The following is a 24454-nucleotide window of genomic DNA, read 5'->3' as shown; positions in this document are numbered from 1 at the left end:
GGCGGTGCGCCCGGCCCCGCCCGCAGGACCGCGGGGGCGCCGGGCGCACGGCCGAGCGGTGGTGCTACTTCCCCACGACCACCTCGGCGACCTGGGGCGCGGCCGAGCCGGCCCGCCAGGCCAGACGTACCGCGTCGGCGGTGCGCCCCTCGGTGTCGACGCGGGTGTACGCGCCGCGCAGCGCGCCGACGGTGCGCCAGGTGCCGTCCGCCTCGCGCAGCTGGATGTCGGCGGCGGTGTCGGATCCGGCCGGGCGCAGAACGGTCACGGAGCCGACCGTGCGCGCGGCGACGAGGTCCACCTCGAGCGACTCGCCGTCCTCGGTCGCGCGCGCCGCCCGGTAGACGGTGGCCGGGTCGCCGTCGGCGGCCGCACGCAGCGTGGAACCGGTGGCCGCGGGCGGGTTGCCGGTGACGGCGCCGTCGGTCGTCGTGACCTGGAATTCACGCACGACGACCCAGCTGGTCTGTCCGGCGGTCGCACGGGCCCGTACGTAGCGCGCCTCGGTGCCGGCGGGCGGGACCGCCGTGACGTCGGGCTCTTCGGAGAAGTCCGCGAGCTTCCGCCAGCTCTGCCCGTCGTCCGAGTACTCCAGGACCCCGGCGTGGAGGTAGTCGTCGGTGCTTCCCGGCTTGGCCATGGCGAGCGTGATGTCACCGATGGCCCGGGACTCTCCGAGGTCGACGGTCAGCTGGTCGCCCGCCGCGGGCGCCCCGTCGCTCCAGAAGTACGTGGAGTCGTCGCCGTCGAGCATCCGGGCGGGGGTGTTGTTCTGGTACGTACCGAGGCTGGTCGAGGCCGTGGGCCTGCCGCTCACCCCGAGCAGCCGGTCGTACTCGGCGGTGGCCGCCTCGACGAACCCGTCCAGCTGCCCGTCCCCGACGAGGACCGGCACTTCGCGGCCGTCGAGTCCGGTGTACGTGAAGGAGGCGGCCCGCTCGACCTGTGCGGGCAGCTTCTGCCTCAGCTCCCAGGCCTGGGAACCCTGGCCCGCGCGGGCGGCCTCGACCATGCCGAGGGCGGTGCGGGCGGCGGTCGCCCAGGACGCGGTGGCGTCCAGCCAGGGGCCCGAGTCCTCGATGAAGCCGCGGTCGGGGAGGTCTGCGCGCAGCCGGGCGGGGGCCGCGCCCAGCGAGGTCAGGACGGAGGTGAGCCGCCCGGCGTCGCCGGACTTCCAGTAGCGGGCGAACTCGGCGGACAGCTCGGGCGCCTTGTCGGTGTTGAGCGCGGAGCTGTAGTTGACGTCGGCGAAGGCCCTCAGCGCCTCCTCGGTGCGGGCGTCGCCGCCCGCGTACTCCTTGAGGCCCTTGCCCCAGGACTCGCGCGGGTCGTAGGCGGCGTCGTTCCAGGCGTAGTCCGCGACGGTGTACAGGGAGAGCTTCGAGGCGTACGGCTGGATCATCGGGTTGGCGGTGACCCCGGCGAGCCGTCCCGGCAGCCCCTTCTCGCGGCCGTTGAACGGGCCGAGCAGGAGGCGGTCGGTCGCGTAGTCGTTGACCGGGTAGTTGTCCCAGGTCAGGATCGGGTGCCCGAACACCTCCCGGGCCGCGTCGGCCTGGGCCACCGTCATGGTGGGGGCGACGACGCCGACGCCGGTCCACTCGACGAGCACATGGGGGTCGAGCTGTTCGGACAGGGCCGTCTTGTACGCCGAGGAGCTGACGTTGTAGTACTCGGTGGGCACCATCTGGAGCGGCTGGGCGCCGGCGTGGGTGGCGATGAACTCCTGGTTGACCCGGTTCAGCAGATGGGCCTGGGCCGCGCCCGCCGCGCCGCCGCCGGTCCCCCACTTCTCCTGGTCGGCCTCGCAGTTCCATTCGGTGTAGCTGATGTCGTCGAGCGGGACCGCGAAGGTGCGGACCCCGATGTCCCACATCGTCTGGAACTTGTCGACGAGCGCCTTCACGTCGTCCTCGGAGCTGTAGCAGACCGACAGGCCGGGCGAGAGCGCGTAGGTGAACTCGACATGCCGCTGGGCGGCCCGGTCGGTGAGGTCCTCGATCTGGGCCAGCTGCCCGGCGGGGTACGGCTCGCGCCACTTCGCCCGGAGGTAGTCGTCGTCCTTGGGCGAGTACACGTAGATGTTCATCTTGTGCTCGCCGTAGTAGTCGAGCTGGTCGAGGCGTGCCTCGTGCGACCACGGGGTGCCGTAGAACCCCTCGATGACCCCGCGCAGCGCGGTTCCCGGCCAGTCGCGCACGGCGAGGCCGGAGACCTCGCCTCCCGGGTGCGCCCGGTGCGGGAGCACCTGGCGCAGGGTCTGCGCGGCGTAGTAGGTACCGGTGGTGTCCTTGCCGGCGAGGACGATCCGGCCCGCGCCGATCCCGAGCACGTATCCCTCGGCGGGCAGCGCGGAGGGGCCTTCGAGCTTCTGGGCGGCCAGGGCCGCGGGGTCGCCCGCGTACACGGTGAGCCTGCCGGGGGCGGGCCGCGCCGCGCGGACGACGTGCCGGGCGCCTGCCTCGCGCAGGGCCGCCTCGACCACGTCGAGGGCGGGCCCGTCGGCTGTCTCTCCCGCGACGAGCGTGACGGTGGGGGTGATGGTCACCCGGTCCGTGCGGTTGTTCACCGACCGCGGGGTCGGGGTGATGGCCGGGGTTTCCTGGGCCTTGGCCGAGGCGCCGGCCGGTGCGCCGTCAGCCGCGTGGGCGGACGGCCCGGCGGCCAGCAGGCCGCCTCCGAGCAGGGCCGCCGCGGCGGTGAGTGCGGTGATGCGGGGCGAGCGAGGCGTCACAGATCCTCCATTGGTCACTCAAGTCACCAGAGTCGCGCAACACAATGAGACTGAATTCAACATCCTGGCGCTTGCATGTCAATGGTCTGGACAACATCGATGCGCTGACCTGTGATTTCTCCTTCAGAAATGCCACTTCTGCACGGAGGAGTGCGGGTGGCCCCCCGCCCCGAGTCAGCGTCCGAAGAGCTCGAACGGGATGGCCGGACGCCCGCCGAAGCGCTCGGCCGCCACCTCCGCGTTGGCCGTGAGGAAGGTGCGGCAGTACGTCTCGGGGTCCTCGTCCGTGAGCACCTCGATGTACGTGCGGTGGGCCAGGAGGGACTGCACGGACCGTTCGAGCCCGGCCGTCGCGTCCACCGCGTGGGTGGGGGTGGACGATCCGGCCACGGCCACCCAGCGCACCCCGTCCCACGGCTCGAGGCCCTCTTCGGTCAGCTCGGGGAAGATCCAGCGGTTGCCCGCGTCGGCGGCCGCGTCGAGGGTCGCGCGTCCGACCGCACGGTGGTCGGGCGTGTTCCAGGCGACCGAGCCCCAGGTGTCGCGGTGGTTCAGCGTGATCACCAGCTCGGGACGGTGCCGGCGGATGGCCGCGGCGATGTCGCGACGGAGCGGGACGCCGTACTCGATAACCCCGTCGCGGTGGTCCAGGAACTCTACGCGCGAGACTCCCACAGCGGCGGCGCTCGCGCGCTGCTCCCGTTCACGCAGCGGCGCGCACTCCTCCGGTTCGAGCGTGTCGATGCCTGCCTCGCCCCGGGTGGCCAGCAGATAGGTGATGTCGCGCCCGCCGTCGGTCCACCCGGCCACGGCCGCCGCGCAGCCGTACTCCAGGTCGTCGGGGTGGGCGACCACGGCGAGAGCGCGCCGCCAGTCCTCGGGCATGGGCTTCAGCTGCTCGGTCATGTCCGCAGGCTAAACCGGCAAGGAGGCCCCCGAGACTCATGACACGGCCGGGGCAATACCCCGAGGGGTATCCTGGGCCATCCGGGGCAGGAGAGCGTGTGCCTGCCTCACACCCGGTGAACGAAAGGAAACACAGCTCGTGACCAGCCCCGTCCCCGTATCCCTCTCCCCCACCGAGGCCGCCGCCCGGCTCCCGGAATTCACCGTGATCGATGTGCGGGCCCCCGGTGAGTACGCCGCAGGGCACGTGCCGGGTGCGCTGAACATACCGCTGGACCACCTCTCCGACGCGGTGCCCGCCCTCAAGTCCGCGTCCGCCCGCGGCGCGCTGCTCGTCGTGTGCGCCTCCGGCGTCCGCTCGACGCGCGCGTGCGACATCCTCTCGGCGGCCGACATCGAGGCCGCGACGCTCACGGGCGGTACCTCCGCCTGGGAGAGCGAGGGCCACGGCCTGGAGCGCCCGGAGGGCGGCAGGGCCACCTGGCCGATGGAACGCCAGGTGCGACTGGCCGCCGGCTCGCTCGTGGTGGCCGGGCTGCTGGCCGGCGTCAGGTATCCCGCCGCGCGCTGGCTGGCCGCCGGCGTCGGCTCCGGCCTCGTCTTCTCCGCGGTCACCGACACCTGCGGCATGGCGGCGGCCCTGTCGAAGCTCCCGCACAACCGCGCCCCGCGCTCGGCGGCCGGCCTGGACGCGACCCTGGACGCCCTCCAGGCCTGACGGAGCGCCGCGGGGGCCGGCCGCACGGCGCGTGCGGCCGGCCCCCGCGCGTTTCGCAAACACGGCCCGGGTCTCAGACCTCGTCGCGGACCACCGCGAGCAGCCGGTCCAGCACGCGCGGCCCGCCCGCGCGGACCCCGTCGTGCTCGAACTCGTCGGTCACCCAGGTGCGCAGCCCGCGAATCGCGCCGGCGGTGCGCAGCGCGTGAGCGGTGTCGACGTACATGTCGTCGTGGTAGACGGCGGCGGCCACCGGGACCTCGTTGGCGGCGAGGCGCTCGGGGTCGTACAGCGGTGCCCAGTCGGCGCGGGCCGCGAGGAGTCCGGCCGTCTCGCGCAGCGGACGCAGCGCCGGGTCGACGTCGAAGTGCCAGGGGTGGATGGACTCGCCCGTGAACAGGACCGGCCCGTCGCCCTCCAGCGCCTTCGCGGCGTCGAACTGCGGGAACTCCGCACGGACCCGCTCCGCCGCCCAGGCGGTGGGCCGGCTGTCCTGGCCGTAGATGGCCTCGTGCATCAGGGCGTACAGGGGGTGCCCGGCGAACGACGTCGCGGTGCGCATGGCTTCCTGGAAGGTGTCGGAGAGCTCCGTGCCGTGCGGGGTGCGGACGAAGGCGTTCTCCAGGAGGTAGTGCAGCTGGTGGCTGCCGCTGCCGCCGCCGAGCAGGATGCCGAGCGACTGGAAGCCTTCGGGCGTCAGCCGGTGCCCGGCGCTCTCGGGGCGGTGCTCCGCGAGGTGAGCGGTGATCTCCCGGGCGCGTTCGACGTCCTGCGGGTAGCGGGCGTAGTGCGCGGCGACCTTGCGTTCGATGCGCGGGTACGCGGCCCGGTAGACGTCGTCCGCGTGGGCGTCGAGGGAGGGCAGGCCGCCGGTGATCAGGACCGTGCTGAGGCCCTCGGGAGCGGCGGAGAGGTAGCGCACGGCGCAGAAGCCGCCGAAGGACTGGCCGAGGACCGTCCAGGGTGCCCCGCCGGTCAGCTGCGGGCGGATGAACTCGCAGTCCCGCACGATGCTGTCCGCGCGGAAGTGGGCGAGGTAGTCGGCCTGCTCGCGCGGTCCGCCGCGCAGCGGGAGGGTCTGCCGGTTGGCCGGGGTGGACAGGCCGGTGCCGCGCTGATCGAGCAGGAGCACCCGGAATTCGCGGACCGCCCGTCCGAGCCAGGCCTCCGCGCCCGCGAAGCGGCGGGCGCCGAAGCCGGGGCCGCCCTCCAGATAGAGCAGCCAGGGCAGTTCCTGGTCCGCCTTGGAGGCGGCCACGATCTCCCGGCCGAAGATCTCGATCCGCTCACCGCCGGGGTCGGCGTGGTCGAGCGGGACGGTGAAGCGATGGTCGGTGAGGACGAGGCCGGGCTGACGGTAGCTGTTCAAGGGTGCTCCTGGATCGGACGGTTCCCGGACAGTTCAGCACACCGCTGTGCCCCGGACGGTCGCGGCCCGTGTGCGGGGCGGGTGCCCGGCTCCTACCGTGCAGTCATGATCCGGTTCGAACAGGTCGGCAAGGTCTACCCGGACGGTACGGCCGCGGTCGACGGGCTGTCCTTCGAGGTCGCCGAGGGGGAACTGGTCACCCTGGTGGGCCCGTCGGGCTGCGGCAAGACCACCACGATGATGATGGTGAACCGGCTGATCGAACCGACGTCGGGACGCATTCTCGTGGACGGCGAGGACATCGCGGGGACCGACCCGGTGAAGCTGCGCCGCCGCATCGGCTACGTCATCCAGCAGGTGGGGCTCTTCCCGCACCGGACGGTGCTCGACAACACGGCGACGGTGCCGGCGCTGGTCGGCTGGAAGCGGTCCAGGGCACGGGAACGCGCGGCCGAGCTGCTCGACCTGGTGGGCCTGGACCCGTCGACGTACGGTGCGCGCTACCCCGCCCAGCTCTCCGGCGGCCAGCGCCAGCGGGTGGGGGTGGCGCGGGCGCTGGCGGCCGACCCGCCGGTGCTGTTGATGGACGAGCCGTTCGGTGCGGTGGACCCGGTGGTGCGGGAGCGGCTGCAGAACGAGTTCCTCAACCTCCAGTCCAGGGTGAGGAAGACGGTTCTGATGGTCACCCATGACATCGAGGAGGCGGTGCGGATGGGTGACCGGATCGCGGTGTTCGGCCAGGGGCGCATCGAGCAGTTCGACAGTCCCGGCGCCGTGCTCGGCTCCCCCGCGACGCCGTATGTGGCCGGATTCGTCGGCGCCGACCGGGGGCTGAAGCGGCTGTCGGTCACCACGATCGAGCCGGACGATCTGGAGGAGCCGCCCGTGGCCCGGCTGGACGAGCCCGCCGGGGCCGCCGCGGCCCGGCTGGGCGCGGCGGGATCGCGGTGGGCGGTCGTGCTGAACGCCGGGGGCGAGCTGCACGGCTGGGTGTCGGCGGACGCCCTTCGGATCGCCGGGGACCAGGGCACGGTGGGTGAGCTGGCGCGCCGGATGGACGCGTGGGTGCCGGTCGGCGCCCCGCTGAAGCGGGCGTTCAGCGAGATGCTCCAGCACGACGCGGGGTGGATCGCGGTGCTGGACGGGGCGCGGTTCCTCGGGGTGCTGACTCCGGCGAAGCTCCATGAGGCGCTGCGGCGTTCGGTGGACGCGGACGCGCAGGGTGTGGGGCGCGACGAGGTCCGGTTCGACTCGGTGGCGGACGCCTGAGCCGCGCCCCGTCCGGGGTCGGGCGCTCGCGTCGTACCGCCGGAGGTCGCGCGTCGGCCGCGGCGGGGATCGCTCACCCGTCCTTGCCGGGGATGAGGTGCTCGGATCGCAGGTAGGTGCGGGCCACGTCCTCGGGGAGCCGCCGCCAGCTGTCCACCTGTTCGTTCAGCCGGGCCAGGTCCGCGGTGGTCAGTACGGTGTTGAGCCTGCCCAGCGCCGTGCGCACGCCCGCGCCGCCCGCGCGGGAGCGGTTCACGACGGGGACGAGGTAGTCGGCGTTCTGGAGGTGCTTGTCGTCGGCGAGCAGGACGAGTCCGAAGTCGTCCAGGGTGGCGTCGGTGGTGGTGGTCAGGACCATCTGGTCCCGGCCGCTCTGCACGGCCTGCTTGGCCTGGGTGGTGCCGACGCCCTTGGGGTCGACCGCGGTGATGTCGATCCCGTACGTCTTCCTCAGCCCCGGCGCGCAGTAGGGGCGCTCGACGCATTCGTCGCCGGCCGCGAGGCGTACCGGCAGACCCGACCGGCCCAGGTCGCTGAGCGTCTTCAGGTGGTGTTTCCCCGCGTAGGCGGCGGTGACGGCGAACGCGTTCTGGTCGACGGCCCTGCCGGGGTCCAGGACGGTGAGGCCGCGGGGTGCGGCGAGGGCGCGCAGGGCCTTCATGGTGGCGGCGAGGTCCGGCGATCCGACGGGGTCGGCGTCGGATCCGTTCTTCTTGGCGTTCAGCCAGTCGGCGAAGGTGGCCGCGTACTCGGGGACGATGTCGATCTGGCCGTTCTCCAGGGCGGGTTCGTAGATCTCCCGGTTGGTGACGGAGATGATCTTCGTGGAGTATCCGGCGCGTCCCAGCAGCAGGGCGTACATCTGGGCGAGCAGGTCGCTCTCGGTGAAGCCGGCGGAGCCGATGGTCAGGTGCTTGCTGTCGCCGGGCGGGGTGGTGACCTCGCCCTGGTTCTCCAGGGCGGGGCCGGTGGAGCAGGCGGTGGCCGCCAGCAGCACGAGCGCGGTGAGCGGGCGCCGGGACCTCACCCGGTCGCCCCCACGCGCAGCCCGAGCCTGCTGGGCGCGAGCCGCTGCGCCGCCTCGAAGATCCCCTCGACGACCAGCGCGAACACGGCGACCAGGACCGCTCCGGCGACCACCTGGGCGGTGGAGGCGAGGTTGAACCCGGCGGTGATGATGCGGCCGAGCCCGCCGCCGCCCGCCAGGGCCGCGATGGTGGCCGTGGCGACGAGCTGGACGGCCGCGATGCGCACGCCGGTGAGGATGAGCGGCAGGGCGAGCGGCAGCTCCACCTGGAGCAGTAGTTGCCGGCCCGTCATCCCCATGCCCCGGGCGGCGCGGACGACGTCCTGGTCGACCTCGCGCATGCCGACGTAGGCGTTGGTGAGCAGTGGGGGCACGGCGAACAGGACGAGCGCCACGATGGTCGGGCCCTCGCCCCAGCGGCCGACCGGGGTGAGCAGGAGCAGCACCAGGACGGCGAAGGTGGGTACGGCCCGCCCGATGTTGGAGAGGTTGACGGCGAGCGCGCCGCCCCTGCCGAGGTGGCCGAGTACCAGCGCGACGGGCAGGGCTATGAGGCAGCTGACGAGCAGGCAGACGGCGGTGAGGTAGAGGTGCTGGACGAGCCGGGCCCCGATGCCGTCCTGGCCGTGCCAGTGCGCGGAGGTCGTCAGCCAGGACCAGGCGTCCAGGAGGGTGTTCACGACCGGCTCCTGGTCCACGGGGTCAGCAGGCGTTGCAGCAGCAGGAGGAGCAGGTCGGCGGCGACGGCGATGACGACGCACAGGACGGACGCGGTGAGCACCTGGGCCTTGAAGTACGTGTTCATCCCGGAGTAGATGAGGTTGCCGAGTCCTCCGTAGCCGACGATCGCGCCGATGGTGACCAGGGAGACCGCGGAGACGGTGGCGATGCGCAGGCCGGCCATGGCGGCGGGCAGGGCGAGCGGGAGTTCCACGGCCAGGAGCAGTCGTACGGGTCCGTATCCCATGCCGCGCGCGGCCTGCCGGGTCTCCTCGGGGACGGCGCGCAGCCCGGCGAGGACGTTGCGTACGAGCAGGGTCAGCGAGTAGAGGACGAGGCCGGCGACGACGAGCGAGGCGGACAGTCCGTACACCGGCAGCAGCAGGGAGAACATGGCGAGCGACGGAATGGTGTAGAGGATCGTCGTCACCCCGAGCACGGGGCCCGCCGCCCAGTGCCAGCGGCGGGCGGCGAGGGCGAGCGGGAGTGCGAGGACGAGGCCGATGAGCACGGCCACCGCGGTCAGCTGCACGTGTTGCAGGACCGCGTCCCAGAGGATGTGCCGGCGGGAGCTCAGGTAGGCGCCGCAGATCCATTCGTTGCGCGCGAGGCAGTCGTCGGGGGGCGCGGTCACCCGTCCATTGCAGCCCGCGCGCCGCGGGTGCGCGCATCCTGGTCGTCCGTTCGGGGCGCGCGCACGGGCGATGGCGGGCCGAGGGGGCGGGCAACGCCGCCCGCCCCGGGCTTCTGCTCCGCCGCGGCGCGGCTGTCCAGGATCTCCAGGACCCGCTGCCCCCACCGCAGGTTCTCCTCCTCGAAGGACCGGCCGCGCATCAGGGTCAGGTAGGGGCCGATGCGTTCGGTCTCCGCGATGAAGGCGGCCTCGTCGCGGCCGGCCAGCAGGCGTTCGCGCAGCCGTTCGTACCGGTCGAGCTTGGCGCGTGCCCACTCCATGCGCTCCTCGACCGACGCGCGGACCGCGTCCCGGTCGCCGATGTCCACGGCTTGGGTCATCACCAGGAGCTCGTCCCGGATCGCCGTGGGGCGGGGCGCTTTCGCGGTGAACGCACCGAGCGCGTCGTGGCCGGCGCCGGTCAGCGTGAACACCTTCTTGTTCGGGCGGCGTTGCTGCTCCACCACGCGTGACTCGATCAGCCCGTCCGCCGCCAGCCGGTCCAGTTCCCGGTAGAGCTGCTGCGGTGTGGCGGACCAGAAGTTCGCCACCGAGACGTCGAAGACCTTGGCCAGGTCGTATCCGGACGCCTCGCCTTCGAGCAGGGCCGCCAGGACGGCGTACTTGAGTGACATCTGGACACACTAACACCGATGTGATTAATCTCGTTCACACCTATTCAACAAATTGACTATGGGAGTCCGGGATGCTTGCTTTCCGTAAGGCCGTCGAGGCACACGACATCGCGGCCGCCGAGGCGACGCTCGCCGAGGACGTCGTCTTCACCAGCCCGGTGGCGTTCAAGCCCTACGCCGGAAAGCCGCTCACCGCCGCGATCCTGCGTGCCGTGTCGGAGGTGTTCACGGACTTCCGCTACGTGCGGGAGATGGCGAGCACGGACGGGCGCGACCACGCCCTCGTCTTCACGGCGAAGGTGGGCGACCGCGAGATCAACGGCTGCGACTTCCTCCATCTGAACGAGGCGGGCGAGATCGACAGCCTCATGGTGATGGTCCGCCCGCTGTCCGCGGCGCAGGCCCTGGCCGCGGAGATGGGAGCGCGGTTCGAGCAGATCGGCCGCGAGGCCGCCGCCGGCTGACCCGGCCCGGGGCGAGCCCGCACCCCGGGAAGCGCGCCATGACGGCGGGCATCACGGTGTCGACCGGAAGCGCCGGGCGTATGGTCCGTTTATGGGCAATGTCGGTCCTGTGACGGACTCCGCGGACGATCTCCTGGACGCGGCGGTGGCGCGTGCCGTGCGGGAGACGGGGGCCGCGGTGGCCATGCTGTACGTGCTGCCGCCCGGGAGCCCCACCCTGCGGCTCGCCGTGCTCGCCGGGGTGCCGCAGGAGATGGCCGACCCCTGGCTCCGGGTGCCGCTGTCCGCTCCCATGCCGGTGGCCGACGCGGTGAAGGACCGGCATCTGGTGTGGCTGGGCAGCCAGGAGGAGCTGGCCCGGAGCTATCCGCGTCCCGCGCTCGTCCTTCCCTACCGTTTCGCGCTGGCGGCCGCGCCCGTCCTGGCGGGGACCACGGCTCTCGGCGGTCTCGTGCTGCTGTGGCCCGGTTCGCACCCGCCGCAGCTGACTCCGCGGGAGCGGGCGGCGGTCCACGACTGCTGCGGCGAGGCAGCGCGGGTGCTGCACGAGGCGCGGGAGAAGGGGCGACCGGTCGGCGCGGGGGCCGGGCCCCGGGTGCTGCCGCCGGTCACCACCGCCCCGCCCGCACGCGCCGAGGCGGTCGCCGCGGCCGACTTCGTCGCCCGGCTGCCGGGCGGCTGCTGCACCCTGGACACGCACGGACGGATCACCTACCTCACGGACGCGGGCGCCGCCCTGGTCGGCAGACGGGCGGACGAACTGGTGGGAACGCTGCCCTGGGAGTCGCTGCGCTGGCTCGCCGATCCGCACTTCGAGGACCAGTACCGGGGTGCGATGATCAGCCGCGAGCCGATGTCATTCACCGCGCTGCGACCGCCGGACCAGTGGCTGTCCTTCTGCCTCTACCCCGACGCGTCCGGCATCAGCGTCTACATCACTCCCGTCAGCGCGCCGCACTCCCCCACGCCTCCCACGGCCGCCGCCGCGCCGCCGAGCACCCCCGGCCGGGCGGTGGCGCTCTACCAGTTGATGCACCTGGCGGCGACGCTCACCGAGGCCGTCGGCATCCGTGACGTGGTCGAGCTGATCTCCGAGCAGTTCGTGCCGGCCTTCCGTATCCAGGCATTCGCCGTGATGACGGCGGCGGAGGGGCGGCTGGGGATCGACGGACACCGTGGTTTCGACGCCGAACTGATGGAGTGCTTCGAGGGCGCGCCCCTGAGTTCGCACGCCCCGGTCGCACACGTCCTCACCACCGGGGTGCCCGCCTTCTACCGCACTTTCGACGAATTCCAGCGCGCCTTCGAGCCCGCCACGCTCCAACAGGGCCTGGCCGCATGGGCGTTCCTCCCGCTGCTCGCCTCGGGACGCCCGGTGGGCACGCTGGTGCTCGGCTACGAACGTACGCGCCCCTTCGAGCCGGAGGAGCGCGCCCTGCTCACCTCGATCGCCGGGCTGATCGCCCAGGCCCTGGACCGGGCGCGCCTCTTCGACACCAAGGAACAGCTGGCGCACAGCCTCCAGGCCCATCTGCTCCCGCACACCCTCCCCGCGATCGACGGCCTGGACGTGGCCGCCCGCTATCTGCCGGCCACCCGGGGCATGGGGATCGGCGGCGACTTCTACGACGTGATCCGGCTGGACGCCACCACGGCCGCCGCGGCCATCGGCGACGTGCAGGGCCACAACGTGAAGGCCGCCGTCCTGATGGGCCAGGTCCGCACCGCGGTGCACGCCTCGGCCGGGGCGCCGCCCGCCGAGGTCCTGGAGCGGACCAACCGTCTGCTCACCGATCTCGACCCCGGCCTCTTCACCAGCTGTCTCTACGTCCACCTGGACCTGGCCGGCCACCGGGCGCTGATGGCCACGGCCGGGCATCCGCCGCCGCTGCTGCGCCGTCCCGGAGGGCAGACCGAGGTGCTGCGGCTGCCACCCGGGCTGCTGCTCGGCATCGACCGGGCGGCGCGTTACCCGACGACCGAGATCCCGCTCCCGCCCGGCGCTGCCCTCGCCCTGTACACCGATGGCCTGGTGGAGGTGCCCGGCACCGATCCCGACGAGTCGACGGCGGCCCTCGCCGGCCAGTTCGCCCGGGGCACCGGCCGCTCCATGGACGCCCTGGCCGACAGTCTCGTGCGGTACGCGCAGCACGCCACGCCGGGCAGCGACGACATCGCGCTCCTCCTCATCGAGGCGCTGGGGAAGGGGCGCGGCTGACGCGCCCCCGCCCACGGCCGGGTCGTTGATACGATCACCGTCCCATGGACACTGCCGGCACGATCCCGATGGTCACCGTTCCCGCGGGCCGGGCCACCCTCTCCGACCGCCGCACACAGCGCAGTTGGGACGTGGACCTCTCTCCGTACCGGCTCGCCGCACACCCCGTCACCCAGGAGCTGTACGCGAAGGTCACCGGCGAGCGGCCCAGCAGCGCGCGGGGCGCCAGGCTCCCCGTCGAGGGCGTCTCCTGGCTCGACGCGGTCCGGTTCTGCAACGCCCTGTCCCGGCAGGAGGGCCTGGCCCCCGCCTACCGCCCGGGGCCGGCGGCCGAGGACACCGAGTGGGACGGGCAGGCCGACGGATACCGGCTGCCGTCCGAGGCGGAGTGGGAGCACGCCTGCCGCGCCGGCACGGACACGGCGCGGTACGGGGAGCTGGACGAGATCGCCTGGCACCGGGGCAACTCCGGGGAGCGGCCGCACGAGGTCGGCGGACGGCGGCCCAACGCGTGGGGGCTGTACGACACGCTGGGCAATGTGTGGGAGTGGTGCTGGGACGTCTACGACGCCGAGGTGTACGGCAGCTACCGGGTGCTGCGCGGCGGCGGCTGGTTCGACGAGCGCTGGAGCTGCCGGGCCTCGGTGCGGCGGCGCAGCCACCCGACGTTCCGGATCGACGACACGGGGTTCCGAATCGCCCGCTCCGCTCCGCGCTGAGCCGTGAAGCTCCCGGGTCCGGCCGCGGCCGGGGCGTCCGGTTGCGGGTCGCCCCGGGGTGCCCTTGACTGGAACGAGGTGGGCGATTTCCTCCTCTCCTCCCCCCGTCTGGGGGTGAATGCCGTGCTGTTCGCCGACCGCGCCGACGCCGGCCGACGGCTCGCCGAAGCGCTCGGACCGCTCGCGCAGAGCGACCCCGTCGTGCTGGGCCTGCCCCGCGGCGGTGTGCCCGTGGCCTTCCATGTCGCGCAGGAGCTCGGCGCTCCGCTCGATGTCATCGTGGTCCGCAAGCTGGGCGTCCCCCGCCATCCGGAGCTGGGCTTCGGCGCCATCGGGGAGGACGGGGTGCGGATCATCAGCGAGGACATCGTGCGCCGGACCGGGGTGGATCAGGCCGACATCGCCGCCGTCCAGCAGGCCGAGGAGGCGGAACTGTCCCGCCGGGCAAGGGAGTTCCGGGACGACCGGCCGCGCGTGCCGCTCGAAGGGCGCACGGTGATCCTGGTGGACGACGGCATCGCGACCGGTGCGACGGCTCTCGCCGCCTGCGCCGTGGCCCGCGCCCAGGGCGCGGCCCATGTGGTGCTGGCCGTGCCGGTCGCACCGCCGTCCGCCGCCGCCCGGCTGCGCAAGGAGGCGGACGAGCTGGTGTGTCTGTCGGCGCCGGCCGGCTTCTCCGCGGTGGGCGAGTGGTACCGGGACTTCGGCCAGACGCCGGACGGGGAGGTCGTGTCGCTGCTGGAGCGGGCGGCGCGGCGGTCCGGGCCCCCGGCGTCCAGCGACGTGCTGGTGGACGCCGGCGGCGTGGCCCTGCCCGGCAGTCTCACCCGGGCCGGTGACACCGGGGCCCTCGTGGTGTTCGCGCACGGCTCCGGCAGCAGCAGGCACAGCCCGCGCAACCGGTCCGTGGCGGCGGCCCTGAACCGGGCCGGCCTCGGCACCCTGCTGTTCGACCTGCTCACGCCCGACGAGGAGGCCGAGGGCTCCCACGTCTTCGACATCTCGACGCTCGCCGGACGGCTCGTGGACGCCACCGCCTGGCTGCGGCTCCACGCACCCGGCCCCCTCGGTGTGTTCGGGGCGAGCACAGGGGCCGCCGCCGCCCTCCAGGCGGCGGCGATGGTCGGGGCGGAGCCCGGCACGGGGATCGGCGCGGTCGTCTCGCGGGGCGGCCGGCCCGACCTCGCGGGCGCCCGTCTCGGCGAGGTCCGCTCCCCGACCCTGCTCCTCGTGGGCGGCCGGGACACCGAAGTGCTCGAACTGAACCGCAGGGCCCAGGCGGAGCTGCACTGCGAGAGCCGGCTCGACATCGTTCCCGGCGCCACTCACCTCTTCGAGGAACCGGGCACTCTGGACGAGGTCGCGCAGCGGGCCCGCGCGTGGTTCATCGGCCATTTGGCGCCGGGGACCGGCTGACGCGAGGCCCCGCCACCGGGTCCGCACGGATTCGTGCACACGAGGCAACCCTCGCCGTGGATACGCCGTCTTGATCCACAGCAAGGCGGCACACCGCACACACGACGACCCCACCCCTCCCCCTCATGAATGCACGGGCCGGAGAGCCGGCCAACTATACCCTCCATGTATACATGCGGCGTATAGTTGCGGCCGGGCCGGTCCGCCTACGCGCGAAAGGCTCCCATGCACAGCAAAGCACTGGCGCCGGAATACCAAGGTGCCCTCACCAAGATGTCCGTGAACGCATCCCTCACGGACGTACTGGCCGAGGGGATACGCCACCTGGAGGCAGCCGAACGCTCCGGCTCCGCGCGGGAAGTGGCCCGGACGGGGCTCGCCGTGGCCGAGGCGCACCGCCGGCTCGGCCACGTGGCGGACGCCGACCTCGCGTGGAAGGCCAGTTACCGCGCCGCCCGGTCGGCGGACGACGCCGGGGCGATGGCCTGGGCGCTGTGGAGCGGTGGGACGCTCGCCCGCCAGCGCGGCCGACTCCGCCTGGCCTTCCGTCTGTTGGGCCTGGCGGCGGACATGGGCAAGCGGGGTGGCGACGTGGTCGCCCGCGGCTACTCGCTCGCCGGGCTCGCGGAGACCGGGCGGATCCAGGGCGACTACCGCACCGTCGCGTCGCAGCACGAGCAGCTGCTCGCCGAGGCCCGCGCACGCGGCGAGGCCCGCCACACCGTCTGGGCCCTGGAGGGCATCGCGCAGATCCACCGCAACACCGGCTCGCTCGACACCGCGCTGGCGATGTTCGAAGAGGCGGCGCAGCTGGCCGGGGACGCCGACGACCGGCGGGGCCGGGCCTGGGCGCTGCGCGGCATGGCCGACATCATCTCCGTACGCGACAACGACCCGGACCGGGCGCTGGGCCTGCTCGCGGAGGCCGAGGTCACCTGCCGCGAGATGAAGTTGTCGAGCGCCCTGGCCTACAACCACAAGATGCGCGCCAACGTGCTCTACCGTGCCGGACGCTACGAGGAGGCCAGGCAGGTCTACGAAGGGGCCCTGGAGGAGTTCCGTGCGATGACCGAGCCCCGGGGCGAGGCGCTCTCCCGGCTCGGTCTGGTGAAGTCGCTCGCGCGGCTCGGGCGTGACAGCGGGGAGACGGCCGCCGATCTGGACGCGCTGCGCGCCGCGCTCGACGGGATCGGGCTGCTCAACGCCCGGGACATGGTCGACCGGGCCTACGCGGAGCTGGGCGTCGGGCCGGCCGGTGACAGGGTGCCGGCCGCGGGCGGACGCCGATGACGCCTCCCGTGACCTCGTCGGCCACCGCGCCGCAGATACTCGCCCGCTGCCGCGGACTGATCCGTCCCGCCCTGTACCGGTCCGTGCGGCAACTGCACCCGTGGCACGGCGAGATCACCGCGTTCTCGCTCGGCTGGGACGGGGTCGACGGCGGGGATGTGCCCGGTGCGCAGGGCAAGGGGGTCCGCCAGGCGCTGGCGGTGCTCGGCGCCGAGGCGGTCGGGGCGAAGGCGGGCAGCGCGGTCGCCGGAGCGGTCGCCGTCGAGCTGATCCACACGTTCTCCCTCCTGCACGACGACATCATGGACGGCGACGAGACGCGCAGGAGGCGGGCCACCGCCTGGAAGGCGTACGGGACCGGGCCGGCGGTGCTCGCCGGGGACGCGCTGTTCGCGCAGGCCGTGCAGACCCTGGCCGACGCACCGGGCGGCACCTGTGTGCCGGCGGTCCGGCTGCTCGCCGCGGCCCTCACCGATCTGGTGCGCGGCCAGGCCGACGACCTGCTCTTCGAGTCGCGGCCCTGGACCGGGCCGGACGCCGTGCGGCCGCACGAGTACCGGCTGATGGCCGAGCACAAGACCGGTGCGCTGCTGGGGTGCGCGGCCGGTCTCGGCGCACTGCTCGGCGGCGCCGGACGCACGGAGGCCGACGCCCTCACCGCCGCCGGCAGGCATCTCGGGGTGGCGTTCCAGGCGGCGGACGACGTGCTGGGCATCTGGGGCGATCCCGCGGTCACGGGCAAGCCGGTCCACAGCGACCTGCGGCGCGGCAAGAAGACGTACCCGGTGCTGGCGGCGCTCGCCTCGGGCGGGCCGTTGGCGACGGAGCTGGGGGCGCTGCTGCGCGGCGGCCCACTGGACGACGCGGCCGTCGGGCGGGCGGCCGGCCTGGTCGACGCGGCGGGCGGGCGCGCCGCCGCCACGGCCGAGGCCCGCCGCCACCTGGAGAGCGCGCGGGCCTGCCTGGAGAGCGTTCCGCTGGCACCGCGGGCCCTGGAGGACATGCTCACGCTGCTCCCGTACGTGGTCGAACGCACCGGGTGACGCATCGTCCGTGGGCGGGGCGGCCTCGCCCCGCCCACCGGGTGTCAGGGGTGCATGGACGCGCCCTTGAGGATCTTGTCCACGGCGTTGCGGGGGCCGTGCACGGCCAGGCCCACCAGGTCCATCCCGTCCCCGCGCACCGCGCGCACCGCTGCCCGGTTGTCCCGGTCGTTGCCCGTGGCGAAGAGGTCGGAGGTGAACACCGAAAGGGGAACTCCCCGGCCGACGGCGCGGCCGTGGGCGGTGGTCAGCAGCTCCTTCGTGCCCTCGAAGACCAGCACCGGCTGACGGAACATCGGCAGGTACGGGGTGTCGTCGGCGTCGGCGTAGGGCTCGCCGACCACCTCGGGGACGGCGGTGCCGAGGCCGCTGACCAGGAAGGCCGTGACGTTCAGCCGCTGCCAGGTCTCCAGGTCGTCCCGGAGCAGTACGGCGATCTTGGTGTCGAAGCGGACGGGGGCAGAGGCGGTGGTATCGGCTGTCATGCCCCGAGCCTGCCGGGCCGGCGGTGCCCGGTCTTGTACGAACTTTGCACGTCGGCGCGCGACCGCGTCCGGCGTACGATCGGCACATGGCTGCCCGTCCGGACATCACCGCCTGGTGTCCGCCCGTGGAGGGAATCGCAGAGGTCTTCCACGCGCACTTCACCGACCACGTCTACCCCATGCACACGCACGACGCGTGGACGCTGCTCCTGGTGGACGAGGGCATGGTCCGCTACGACCTGGACCACCACGAGCACGGCGTACTCACCCACACCGTGACGCTGCTGCCCCCGCACGTCCCGCACAACGGCGGGGCGGCCACCCCGGAGGGGTTCCGCAAGCGCGTCCTGTACCTCGATGTCCCGCAGGTGGACGAGCGGCTCATCGGCCGGGCCGTGGTCCGGCCCGTCCTCCACGATCCGGCGCTGCGCAGCCGCATCGACAGCCTCCACCGGGCCCTCGCGGGTCCGGGCGACGAACTGGAGGCGGCGAGCCGGCTCGCCCTGGTGTCGGAGCGTCTCGAACAGCACCTGCGCGACCGGCTCGATCCCGTCCCCTACGTCCACGACAGCAAGGTCGCGCACCGGCTGCGGGATCTGCTGGACGAGAAGTACGTCGAGGGCATCACGCTCCGGGAGGCGGCCGCCCGGCTGCATGCCCATCACGCGCATCTGGTGCGGGCCTTCAGCCGGGAGTTCGGCATGGCACCGCACCAGTACGTGACGGGGCGGCGGGTCGACCTCGCCCGCCGGCTGCTGCTGCGCGGAGTCCCGGCGTCGGCCGTGGCGGCTTCGGCGGGCTTCTACGACCAGTCCCATCTGACCCGCCACTTCAAGCGGGTCGTGGGCACCGGTCCGGGGCACTACGCCCGTACGCGCGGGGCGTGAGCCGGGGTTCTAGCGGCGTTCCAGCACTCCCCGGACGAAAGCCGCCTGGCCCGCGTGCTGGAGGTCGTCCGACAGGACGCTCATCAGACGTACCCCCAGGGTGACCGGTGGCGACCAGGCCTCGTCCACGACCCGGTCCAGCGCGTGGCCGTCGAGGCCGCCGACAAAGCCGAGCGTGTGGTCGTGCACGGCGTCGTGGTAGCCGAGGAGCAGCTCCGCCGAGCCCACGCGCACGGCCCCGACCTGCTCGCTGCTCTGTCCGTACCCGGTGGCGTCGGCGGTGAACGGCAGATCGAAACGGCCGGCCCAGTCCTGGGCGAACCAGATCTGTTCGGTGCCGGCCGCGTCCGCGATGTGGTCGTCCTGGACGCGGGTCAGATGCCACACCAGCCAGGCGATCGAGTTGGCGCCGTCGTCCAGCCGGGCGTGGAGGTCGTCGGGTTCAAGCCCTTCGACGGCCATGTGCACGCTCTCCCGGATGCGGGAGTATCCATCCGTCAAAATGTCAGCGACGTTCATGCTTTCACCTTGGCCGCTCCCCGCGCCGGGAGGGCCCTCGACACGCCCTGCGGCGGGCGCCGGCGGGAACGACCCGTCCGGCGCCCGCCCGGTGCTCAGCTGTAGACGCCGAACTCCCAGAGCGAGTAGCCCCAGGCCGTGCCCCGCTGCGTGAGGTCGAGCTTCACGTAACGGGCGGTCTGCGCGACGTCGAGGTCGTCGGCGTCACCGTTCCCGTCGGTGGTGGTGTACACCGACCGCCAGGAGCTGCCGTCGTCCGAGACCAGCACCTCGTAGGACTTGGCGTACGCCGGGTCCCACACCAGCTGGAGGTGGCTGAAGGACTTCCGCTCGCCGAGGTCGACCTGGATGGACTGCGGGTCGCTCCAGTCGCTGGCCCACCGGGTGTCCAGCCGTCCATCGGTCGCCATTCCCGCGGTGCAGGGGCAGCCGCTGCTGCCGGTCTGCGCGGAGGTGGCGGTGGTCGGGCGGCCGAGTGCCAGGTTGGTGCCGCTGACCGGGGGCACCACGACCTTCACCGACTTGGTCTCGATTCCGGCGTTGCCGTGCCCATCCTCGGCCTGGATGTACACCTTCCACACACCGAGCCGCGCGGGCGCGGTCACCGCGAAGGTGCCGTTGCCGGTGGCCCGCCAGTCGGCCTCGACCAGGCCCTTGTCGCCGGTCGCGTAGTTGCCGCTCAGGTAGATCTTGTACGTGACCGGGTCGTTGTCCGGGTCGCGCACGTCGGCCCGGACGGTGAACTCCCTGCCCGCGGGCGCGCCTCCGGCGTTCTCGACGGTCATGCCGCTGATGACGGGCGGGGTGTTGTCGCCCGCGGTGGAGCCGGTGTACGCCTTCTTCAGGGCGTAGTACGAGAGCCGCTTCTTGCCGTCGGGCACCAGGTTGAACCAGACGCCGCCGAAGTCGTGCTCCGTGCCGTAGTGGAAGAAGGTGGCGCCCAGGGCGACGCCCTGGTGGGCGGTGACGCAGTTCCACGCCTGGGTGTAGCCCTCGGCCTTCTGCACGTCTGTGGGCTCGTCCGGGACACCGTTGGCGTCGTTCGGGACCTCCCACTCACCGGCCGGGCCGCCCTCGGTGATGATGTAGGGCTTGGTGTAGCCGCCTGCCTCCCAGGTGGCGCGGACGCCGCAGATGTCGCCGTAGGAGTTGACCGAGTACAGGTCGAGGTCGGGGGCGTTGCGCTTGTAGTAGGGCCAGGCGCCCGTCCAGGCGTCGGTCGAGGTCACGGGGTGGTCGGGGTCGATGGTGTGGATCTTCTTCGCCACGTCGTTGACGAAGGTGGTGTACGCGTCGCGCTGCCTCTCCAGCTCGTCACCGCCGTAGCAGTTCTGCAGCCCGAGGACCGACTCGTTGCCGACGTTCCACATGAGCACACCGGGGTGGGTCTTGTACGTGTCGACCCACTTGGCGAATTCGGTGAGCGAGGAGGACTTGTACGCGTCGTCGGTGAGGTAGTCGACGCAGCCGCCGCTGCCCGGACCGCCGCCGGGCTGGAGCCAGAAGCCGCTGACGACGCGGATGCCGTTGGCGGCCGCCGCGTCCAGGAGCGGTTTGGATGTGCCGTCGGTGCCCCAGGTGCGGATGGTGTTGACGCCCATCGACTTGAGGTCGGGCATGTAGCGTGCCGCGTCGTTGACGGACGGCCCCCAGGTCAGGCCCTTGACCTGGTACGGCTTGCCGTCGACGGTCAGTTGCCAGTTGCCCTGCGATCCGGTGACGCGGACGGCTCCGCCGGTCGCCGGAGGTGTGCCGTCGGTGGTGCCGTACACCTGGAACTCCCACAGGGAGTAGCCGTATCCGCCGGAGCGGGCCGTGCCGTGCATCCTGACGTACCGTCCGGAGCCGGTGACCGCCAGATCGTCGGTGCCGCCGTCGCCGTCGGTGACGGTCTTCAGGGTGCGCCAGTCGGACCCGTTGTCGGACGCCTGGATCTCGTACGCCTTGCCGTAGGCGGATTCCCAGGTCAGGACGACCCTGCTGAGGTCCGCGGTGGCACCCAGGTCGACCTGGATCCACTGGGGGTCGCTCCACTCGCTGGCCCAGCGGGTGGAGGTCAGGTCTCCGTCCACGGCGGCCGAGGCCGCGTAGCCGTCTCCTTCGTGGGAGGAGTCGGTCGCGGGCCGGCCCTGCGACAGCAGGGTTTCCGCGGCACGGGCGTGCGGCGCGGTGAGCAGCACCAGCGACGACGCGAGAAGACCGAGAAGAGTGATCAGCAGCGTGCCCGTGCGGGGTCTCGCGGGCAGGGCTGCGCCGGGTCTGTGCACATTCTCTCCTGGCGGAAGAGTGCGGGAGGGTGTCCCGCTGCGGGTTGGGAGAGCGCTCTCCCAGGAGAGTGACGTGTACCCGTCCAGCTGTCAACGATCAGGACGTGCCCGGTTGCCCGGATCGCCGGGGAAGGGCTACGAAAGGACCCCGCGCCCGGCGTCGGCGGGCTTCTCAGGGCGCCCGCCCACCCCCGCGGCCCGCGCGGCCGCGTGCAGCGAGCGCAGCGCCAGCAGGAGGAACCCGATGTCATCGAGGTAGACGGGGTCCGGCAGCAGGTCGACCGGCGAGACGGTGTAGAGCACCGCGGCCCAGACCAGTGCCTTGTTGTGCAGCGGGACACCCGCGTCGACCAGCAGTTTCCTGGCTCGCACCACCCGCACCAGCAGGACGCCCGCGACGGCCATGGTGAGCAGCACGAGCATCGCGCCGATGATGATCCATGCCGTGGTGTCCATGCTTCATCCTCCACCCTCCGGCCGCGAGAAGTCCGCACGACGGGGCATCTGCCGGTGTGACACTGCCCTCGGTCCGGTGCCGTGCGGCGGTCTCATCCGGAACCGTGCGCCCGCCGGCGGACGCGGCGCTTGAGCGCGCGCCGTTCGTTCTCTCCCAGGCCGCCCCATACTCCGGCGTCCTGGTTGTTCTCCAGGGCCCAGCGCAGACACTGCTCCCGTACGGGGCAGCCCCGGCACACCGTCTTGGCCTCCTCGGCCTGGACGAGTGCCGGACCGGTGGTTCCGATGGGGAAGAACAGATCCGGGTCCTCGTCGCGGCAGGCCGCGTGCATGCGCCAGTTCTCCATGAACTCCCACTCCTGACAGTCGTGTGCGTCGCGTTTGCCTCGGTACGCTGCGGGTGACCGGCATTCCGCGCCCGAAACCCCCGGCGGCGGCCTCTTCATGTCCCGCGAAGCTGCGGGGGCGGTGGCTCAGGGGCGACCATGGGAGTTGGCGGGCCTGCTTCCGGGCGCGGTGACTGGCATGGGAAGGATCGTCCGTGGGCGGCACTGATGACTTGCGGATCGGCTGGGGCGAGGCCCGCAGGGCGGGCGCGCACCGGTCGCCCGAGGGCGGTCTGCTCGACGTCCTCGGCGTCGCCGCACTGGCGCTGGACGCCCAGGGCCGCATCGTCCTGTGGAGCCCCCAGGCGGAACGGCTGCTCGGCTACTCGGCCCAGGAGGCGCTGGGGCGGTTCGCCGCCCGGGTCCTGGTCGCCGAGGAACACTTCGAGCTGGTGCTGCGCCTGTTCGGCGAGGTGATGCGCAGCGGCGAGGCCTGGTCGGGGGTCTTCCCCGTACAGCACAAGGACGGCACCACCCGGCTCCTGGAGTTCCGCAATATGCGCCTGCAGGACGACCGGGGCGAGTTCTACGCCCTGGGGCTGGCGGCGGACGGGGAGGTGCTGCGCCGGGTGGAGCGGGATCTGGCCCTGTCGGTGGGGCTGGTCGACCAGTCGCCGATCGGGCTGGCGGTGCTGGGAGACGACCTGCGCTATCTGGCGGCCAACGCGGCGCTGGAGCGGATGGACGGCATGAGCGCCGCCGGTCATCTGGGCCGGCGGGTGGGCGAGGCGCTGCCGTTCCTCGACTCCGACGGCATCGAGGCGGCGATGCGGGAGGTGCTGGCCAGCGGGGTGCCGCAGGTGTCGCACCAGGTGGTGGGCCGCAGCCCGGCCGATCCCGGGACCGACCGCGCCTGGTCGGTGTCGCTGTACCGGCTGGACGATTCCGGAGGCCGGGTGCTGGGGATCGCCGTGTCGCTCATCGATGTCACGGACCGCTACCGGGCGGGGGCCGAGGCGGAGCGGGCCCGGCAGCATCTGGCGCTGATCGCGGATGCCTCGGTGCGCATCGGCACCACGCTCGACCTGGAGCAGACCGCCCGGGAGCTGGCCGAGGTCACCGTGCCGCAGCTCGCCGACGTCGCCGCCGTCGATGTGCTGGACAGCGTGCTGAAGGGGCGCCCGGGGTCGACCGAGGGCCCCCTCCTCATCCAGGCCCTCGCCGTCGTCGCCGCACGGCCGACCCCCGTGGTGGAGGCTGCCGACCCGCCGGGCCACGCCGCCCACTACGGCGCCGACCGCCTGGTCACCCGCTGTGTGCGGACCGCCTCACCGGTACGGGAGCCGTATCTCGACGCGGAGAAGCTCGGCCGCATCGCCCGCGACGCCCGCTCGGCCGCGCTGCTCGCCGAGGCCGGCGCCCACTCCTACCTGGCGGTGCCCCTGATCGCCCGGGGCGAGGTGCTGGGCGCGGTCGACCTGATCCGGACGGACAACCCGCTGCCGTTCACCGCCCAGGACGAGGCGCTGGCCGGCGATCTGGCCGCCAGGGCCGCGGTCGCCATCGACAACGCGCGGCTCTACCGGCAGCAGCAGGAGACCGCGCTGACGCTCCAGCGCAGCATGCTGCCGCGCAACCACCACCACCCCAAGGAACTCGACGTGGTCTCCCGCTACCGGCCGGCCGCTTCGCGGTACGAGGTCGGCGGGGACTGGTTCGACGTGATCGGGCTGCGGGGCGGCAGGACCGCGCTGGTGGTGGGCGATGTGATGGGCAGCGGGATCAACGCGGCGACCACGATGGGGCGGCTGCGTACCGCCACACAGACGCTCTCCCGGCTCGGCCTGGAGCCCGGCGAGGTGCTGCGGCACCTGGACGAGATCACCGCCGATCTGGACCCGTGGTTCGCCACCTGCGTCTACGTCGTGTACGACCCGGACGCCGGGCTGTGCCGGGTGAGCACCGCCGGGCATCTGCCACCGGTGCTGATTCCGGAGGGCGGCGCCCCGGTGCTCCTCGATCTGCCGGCCGGGGTGCCGCTCGGGGTGGGCGGTGTGCCGTTCAGCGATGTGACGGTGCCGATCGGGCCGGGCGACCGGCTGGTCCTGTACACGGACGGGCTCGTGGAGACGCGCGACGACGACATCGACAGCCGTCTGGAGACGCTGCTGACCCTGCTGCGCACCCCGGACCCGTCGCTCGACGCGACGTGCGACCGGCTGCTGCGGGAGTTGCGGGATCCGTACGACCACGACGACGTGGCGCTGCTGATGGCCCAGGTCCGTACGTGAGGGCGGGCGGTGGCGCGGGGTG

Annotated in this window: 22 protein-coding genes; 10 read left to right on the top strand and 12 right to left on the bottom strand. The window is 72.9% G+C overall.

Features of this window, described 5'->3' with window-relative positions:
* Window positions 1-64: 64 nt before the first annotated feature.
* Both B082_RS0112375 and B082_RS0112370 read right to left on the bottom strand, forming a co-directional pair.
* Complete coding sequence (locus B082_RS0112375) at window positions 65-2734, bottom strand: beta-N-acetylglucosaminidase domain-containing protein (RefSeq protein WP_018552114.1); 2670 nt, start codon at window positions 2732-2734, stop codon at window positions 65-67.
* A 174-nt stretch (window positions 2735-2908) separates the two neighbouring features.
* Window positions 2909-3640, bottom strand: a complete 732-nt coding sequence (locus B082_RS0112370) for a PIG-L deacetylase family protein (RefSeq protein WP_018552113.1) — start codon at window positions 3638-3640, stop codon at window positions 2909-2911.
* Between the two features lie 139 nt (window positions 3641-3779).
* Here B082_RS0112370 and B082_RS0112365 point away from each other — a divergent pair, with 139 nt between their 5' ends.
* Window positions 3780-4358 (top strand): rhodanese-like domain-containing protein, encoded by a 579-nt coding sequence (locus B082_RS0112365; RefSeq protein WP_018552112.1) that lies wholly within the window; start codon window positions 3780-3782, stop codon window positions 4356-4358.
* Between the two features lie 73 nt (window positions 4359-4431).
* Here B082_RS0112365 and B082_RS0112360 read toward each other — a convergent pair whose 3' ends face one another.
* On the bottom strand, window positions 4432-5727 hold the full coding sequence (locus B082_RS0112360; RefSeq protein ID WP_018552111.1) for an alpha/beta fold hydrolase: 1296 nt from the start codon (window positions 5725-5727) through the stop codon (window positions 4432-4434).
* A gap of 105 nt (window positions 5728-5832) precedes the next feature.
* Here B082_RS0112360 and B082_RS0112355 point away from each other — a divergent pair, with 105 nt between their 5' ends.
* On the top strand, window positions 5833-6996 hold the full coding sequence (locus tag B082_RS0112355; RefSeq protein WP_018552110.1) for an ABC transporter ATP-binding protein: 1164 nt from the start codon (window positions 5833-5835) through the stop codon (window positions 6994-6996).
* A gap of 73 nt (window positions 6997-7069) precedes the next feature.
* On the opposite strand, the gene B082_RS0112350 is transcribed toward B082_RS0112355, so the two are convergent.
* The 4 genes from B082_RS0112350 to B082_RS0112335 are packed head-to-tail and all read right to left on the bottom strand — an operon-like array spanning window position 7070 to window position 10051.
* On the bottom strand, window positions 7070-8023 hold the full coding sequence (locus B082_RS0112350; RefSeq protein WP_018552109.1) for an ABC transporter substrate-binding protein: 954 nt from the start codon (window positions 8021-8023) through the stop codon (window positions 7070-7072).
* Window positions 8020-8703, bottom strand: a complete 684-nt coding sequence (locus B082_RS0112345; protein ID WP_026249713.1) for an ABC transporter permease — start codon at window positions 8701-8703, stop codon at window positions 8020-8022. The genes B082_RS0112350 and B082_RS0112345 overlap by 4 nt, the downstream gene beginning before the upstream one ends.
* On the bottom strand, window positions 8700-9377 hold the full coding sequence (locus tag B082_RS0112340) for an ABC transporter permease (RefSeq protein WP_018552107.1): 678 nt from the start codon (window positions 9375-9377) through the stop codon (window positions 8700-8702). The genes B082_RS0112345 and B082_RS0112340 overlap by 4 nt, the downstream gene beginning before the upstream one ends.
* The gene (locus B082_RS0112335) at window positions 9374-10051 is read right to left on the bottom strand and encodes a PadR family transcriptional regulator (protein WP_018552106.1); all 678 of its coding nucleotides are present in this window, start codon (window positions 10049-10051) and stop codon (window positions 9374-9376) included. Before B082_RS0112335 ends, B082_RS0112340 begins: the two co-directional genes overlap by 4 nt.
* A gap of 71 nt (window positions 10052-10122) precedes the next feature.
* Here B082_RS0112335 and B082_RS0112330 point away from each other — a divergent pair, with 71 nt between their 5' ends.
* The 6 genes from B082_RS0112330 (at window position 10123) to B082_RS0112305 (ending at window position 17201) form a co-directional block, all read left to right on the top strand.
* Complete coding sequence (locus B082_RS0112330; RefSeq protein WP_018552105.1) at window positions 10123-10515, top strand: nuclear transport factor 2 family protein; 393 nt, start codon at window positions 10123-10125, stop codon at window positions 10513-10515.
* A 91-nt stretch (window positions 10516-10606) separates the two neighbouring features.
* Window positions 10607-12733 carry a SpoIIE family protein phosphatase gene (locus B082_RS0112325; protein ID WP_018552104.1) on the top strand — a complete coding sequence of 709 codons (2127 nt, stop codon included), beginning with the start codon at window positions 10607-10609 and terminating at the stop codon, window positions 12731-12733.
* Between the two features lie 44 nt (window positions 12734-12777).
* Window positions 12778-13452: a formylglycine-generating enzyme family protein gene (locus B082_RS0112320; RefSeq protein WP_018552103.1), complete on the top strand. Its 675-nt coding sequence runs from the start codon at window positions 12778-12780 to the stop codon at window positions 13450-13452.
* 123 nt (window positions 13453-13575) lie between these two features.
* Complete coding sequence (locus B082_RS0112315; RefSeq protein WP_026249711.1) at window positions 13576-14868, top strand: phosphoribosyltransferase family protein; 1293 nt, start codon at window positions 13576-13578, stop codon at window positions 14866-14868.
* A 225-nt stretch (window positions 14869-15093) separates the two neighbouring features.
* Window positions 15094-16158, top strand: a complete 1065-nt coding sequence (locus B082_RS0112310; protein ID WP_026249710.1) for a tetratricopeptide repeat protein — start codon at window positions 15094-15096, stop codon at window positions 16156-16158.
* A complete protein-coding gene (locus B082_RS0112305; RefSeq protein WP_026249709.1) occupies window positions 16155-17201 on the top strand; it encodes a polyprenyl synthetase family protein in 1047 nt (348 codons plus the stop codon). Before B082_RS0112310 ends, B082_RS0112305 begins: the two co-directional genes overlap by 4 nt.
* A 44-nt stretch (window positions 17202-17245) precedes the next feature.
* Here the strand turns inward: B082_RS0112305 and B082_RS0112300 are convergent, their stop codons facing one another.
* Window positions 17246-17686, bottom strand: coding sequence for a DUF2000 domain-containing protein (locus tag B082_RS0112300; protein ID WP_018552099.1), 441 nt, complete (start codon window positions 17684-17686; stop codon window positions 17246-17248).
* An 86-nt stretch (window positions 17687-17772) separates the two neighbouring features.
* Between B082_RS0112300 and B082_RS0112295 the strand changes: the two genes are divergently transcribed.
* Window positions 17773-18573, top strand: a complete 801-nt coding sequence (locus tag B082_RS0112295) for an AraC family transcriptional regulator (protein WP_026249708.1) — start codon at window positions 17773-17775, stop codon at window positions 18571-18573.
* Between the two features lie 9 nt (window positions 18574-18582).
* On the opposite strand, the gene B082_RS0112290 is transcribed toward B082_RS0112295, so the two are convergent.
* The 4 genes from B082_RS0112290 to B082_RS0112275 form a co-directional block, all read right to left on the bottom strand.
* Window positions 18583-19092 carry a mycothiol transferase gene (locus B082_RS0112290; RefSeq protein ID WP_026249707.1) on the bottom strand — a complete coding sequence of 170 codons (510 nt, stop codon included), beginning with the start codon at window positions 19090-19092 and terminating at the stop codon, window positions 18583-18585.
* A gap of 95 nt (window positions 19093-19187) precedes the next feature.
* Window positions 19188-21359 carry a discoidin domain-containing protein gene (locus B082_RS0112285; protein WP_018552096.1) on the bottom strand — a complete coding sequence of 724 codons (2172 nt, stop codon included), beginning with the start codon at window positions 21357-21359 and terminating at the stop codon, window positions 19188-19190.
* 135 nt (window positions 21360-21494) lie between these two features.
* Window positions 21495-21815, bottom strand: coding sequence for a YkvA family protein (locus B082_RS0112280; RefSeq protein ID WP_018552095.1), 321 nt, complete (start codon window positions 21813-21815; stop codon window positions 21495-21497).
* Between the two features lie 92 nt (window positions 21816-21907).
* The gene (locus tag B082_RS0112275; RefSeq protein WP_018552094.1) at window positions 21908-22162 is read right to left on the bottom strand and encodes a WhiB family transcriptional regulator; all 255 of its coding nucleotides are present in this window, start codon (window positions 22160-22162) and stop codon (window positions 21908-21910) included.
* A 194-nt stretch (window positions 22163-22356) separates the two neighbouring features.
* On the opposite strand from B082_RS0112275, the gene B082_RS0112270 reads away from it, so the two are divergent.
* Window positions 22357-24432: a SpoIIE family protein phosphatase gene (locus B082_RS0112270; protein WP_051094612.1), complete on the top strand. Its 2076-nt coding sequence runs from the start codon at window positions 22357-22359 to the stop codon at window positions 24430-24432.
* Window positions 24433-24454: the final 22 nt, after the last annotated feature.

Origin of the sequence: Streptomyces sp. ATexAB-D23 (assembly GCF_000373645.1) — a bacterium.
GTDB lineage: Bacteria > Actinomycetota > Actinomycetes > Streptomycetales > Streptomycetaceae > Streptomyces > Streptomyces castrisilvae.
This window is presented reverse-complemented; position numbering and strand designations above follow the sequence as displayed.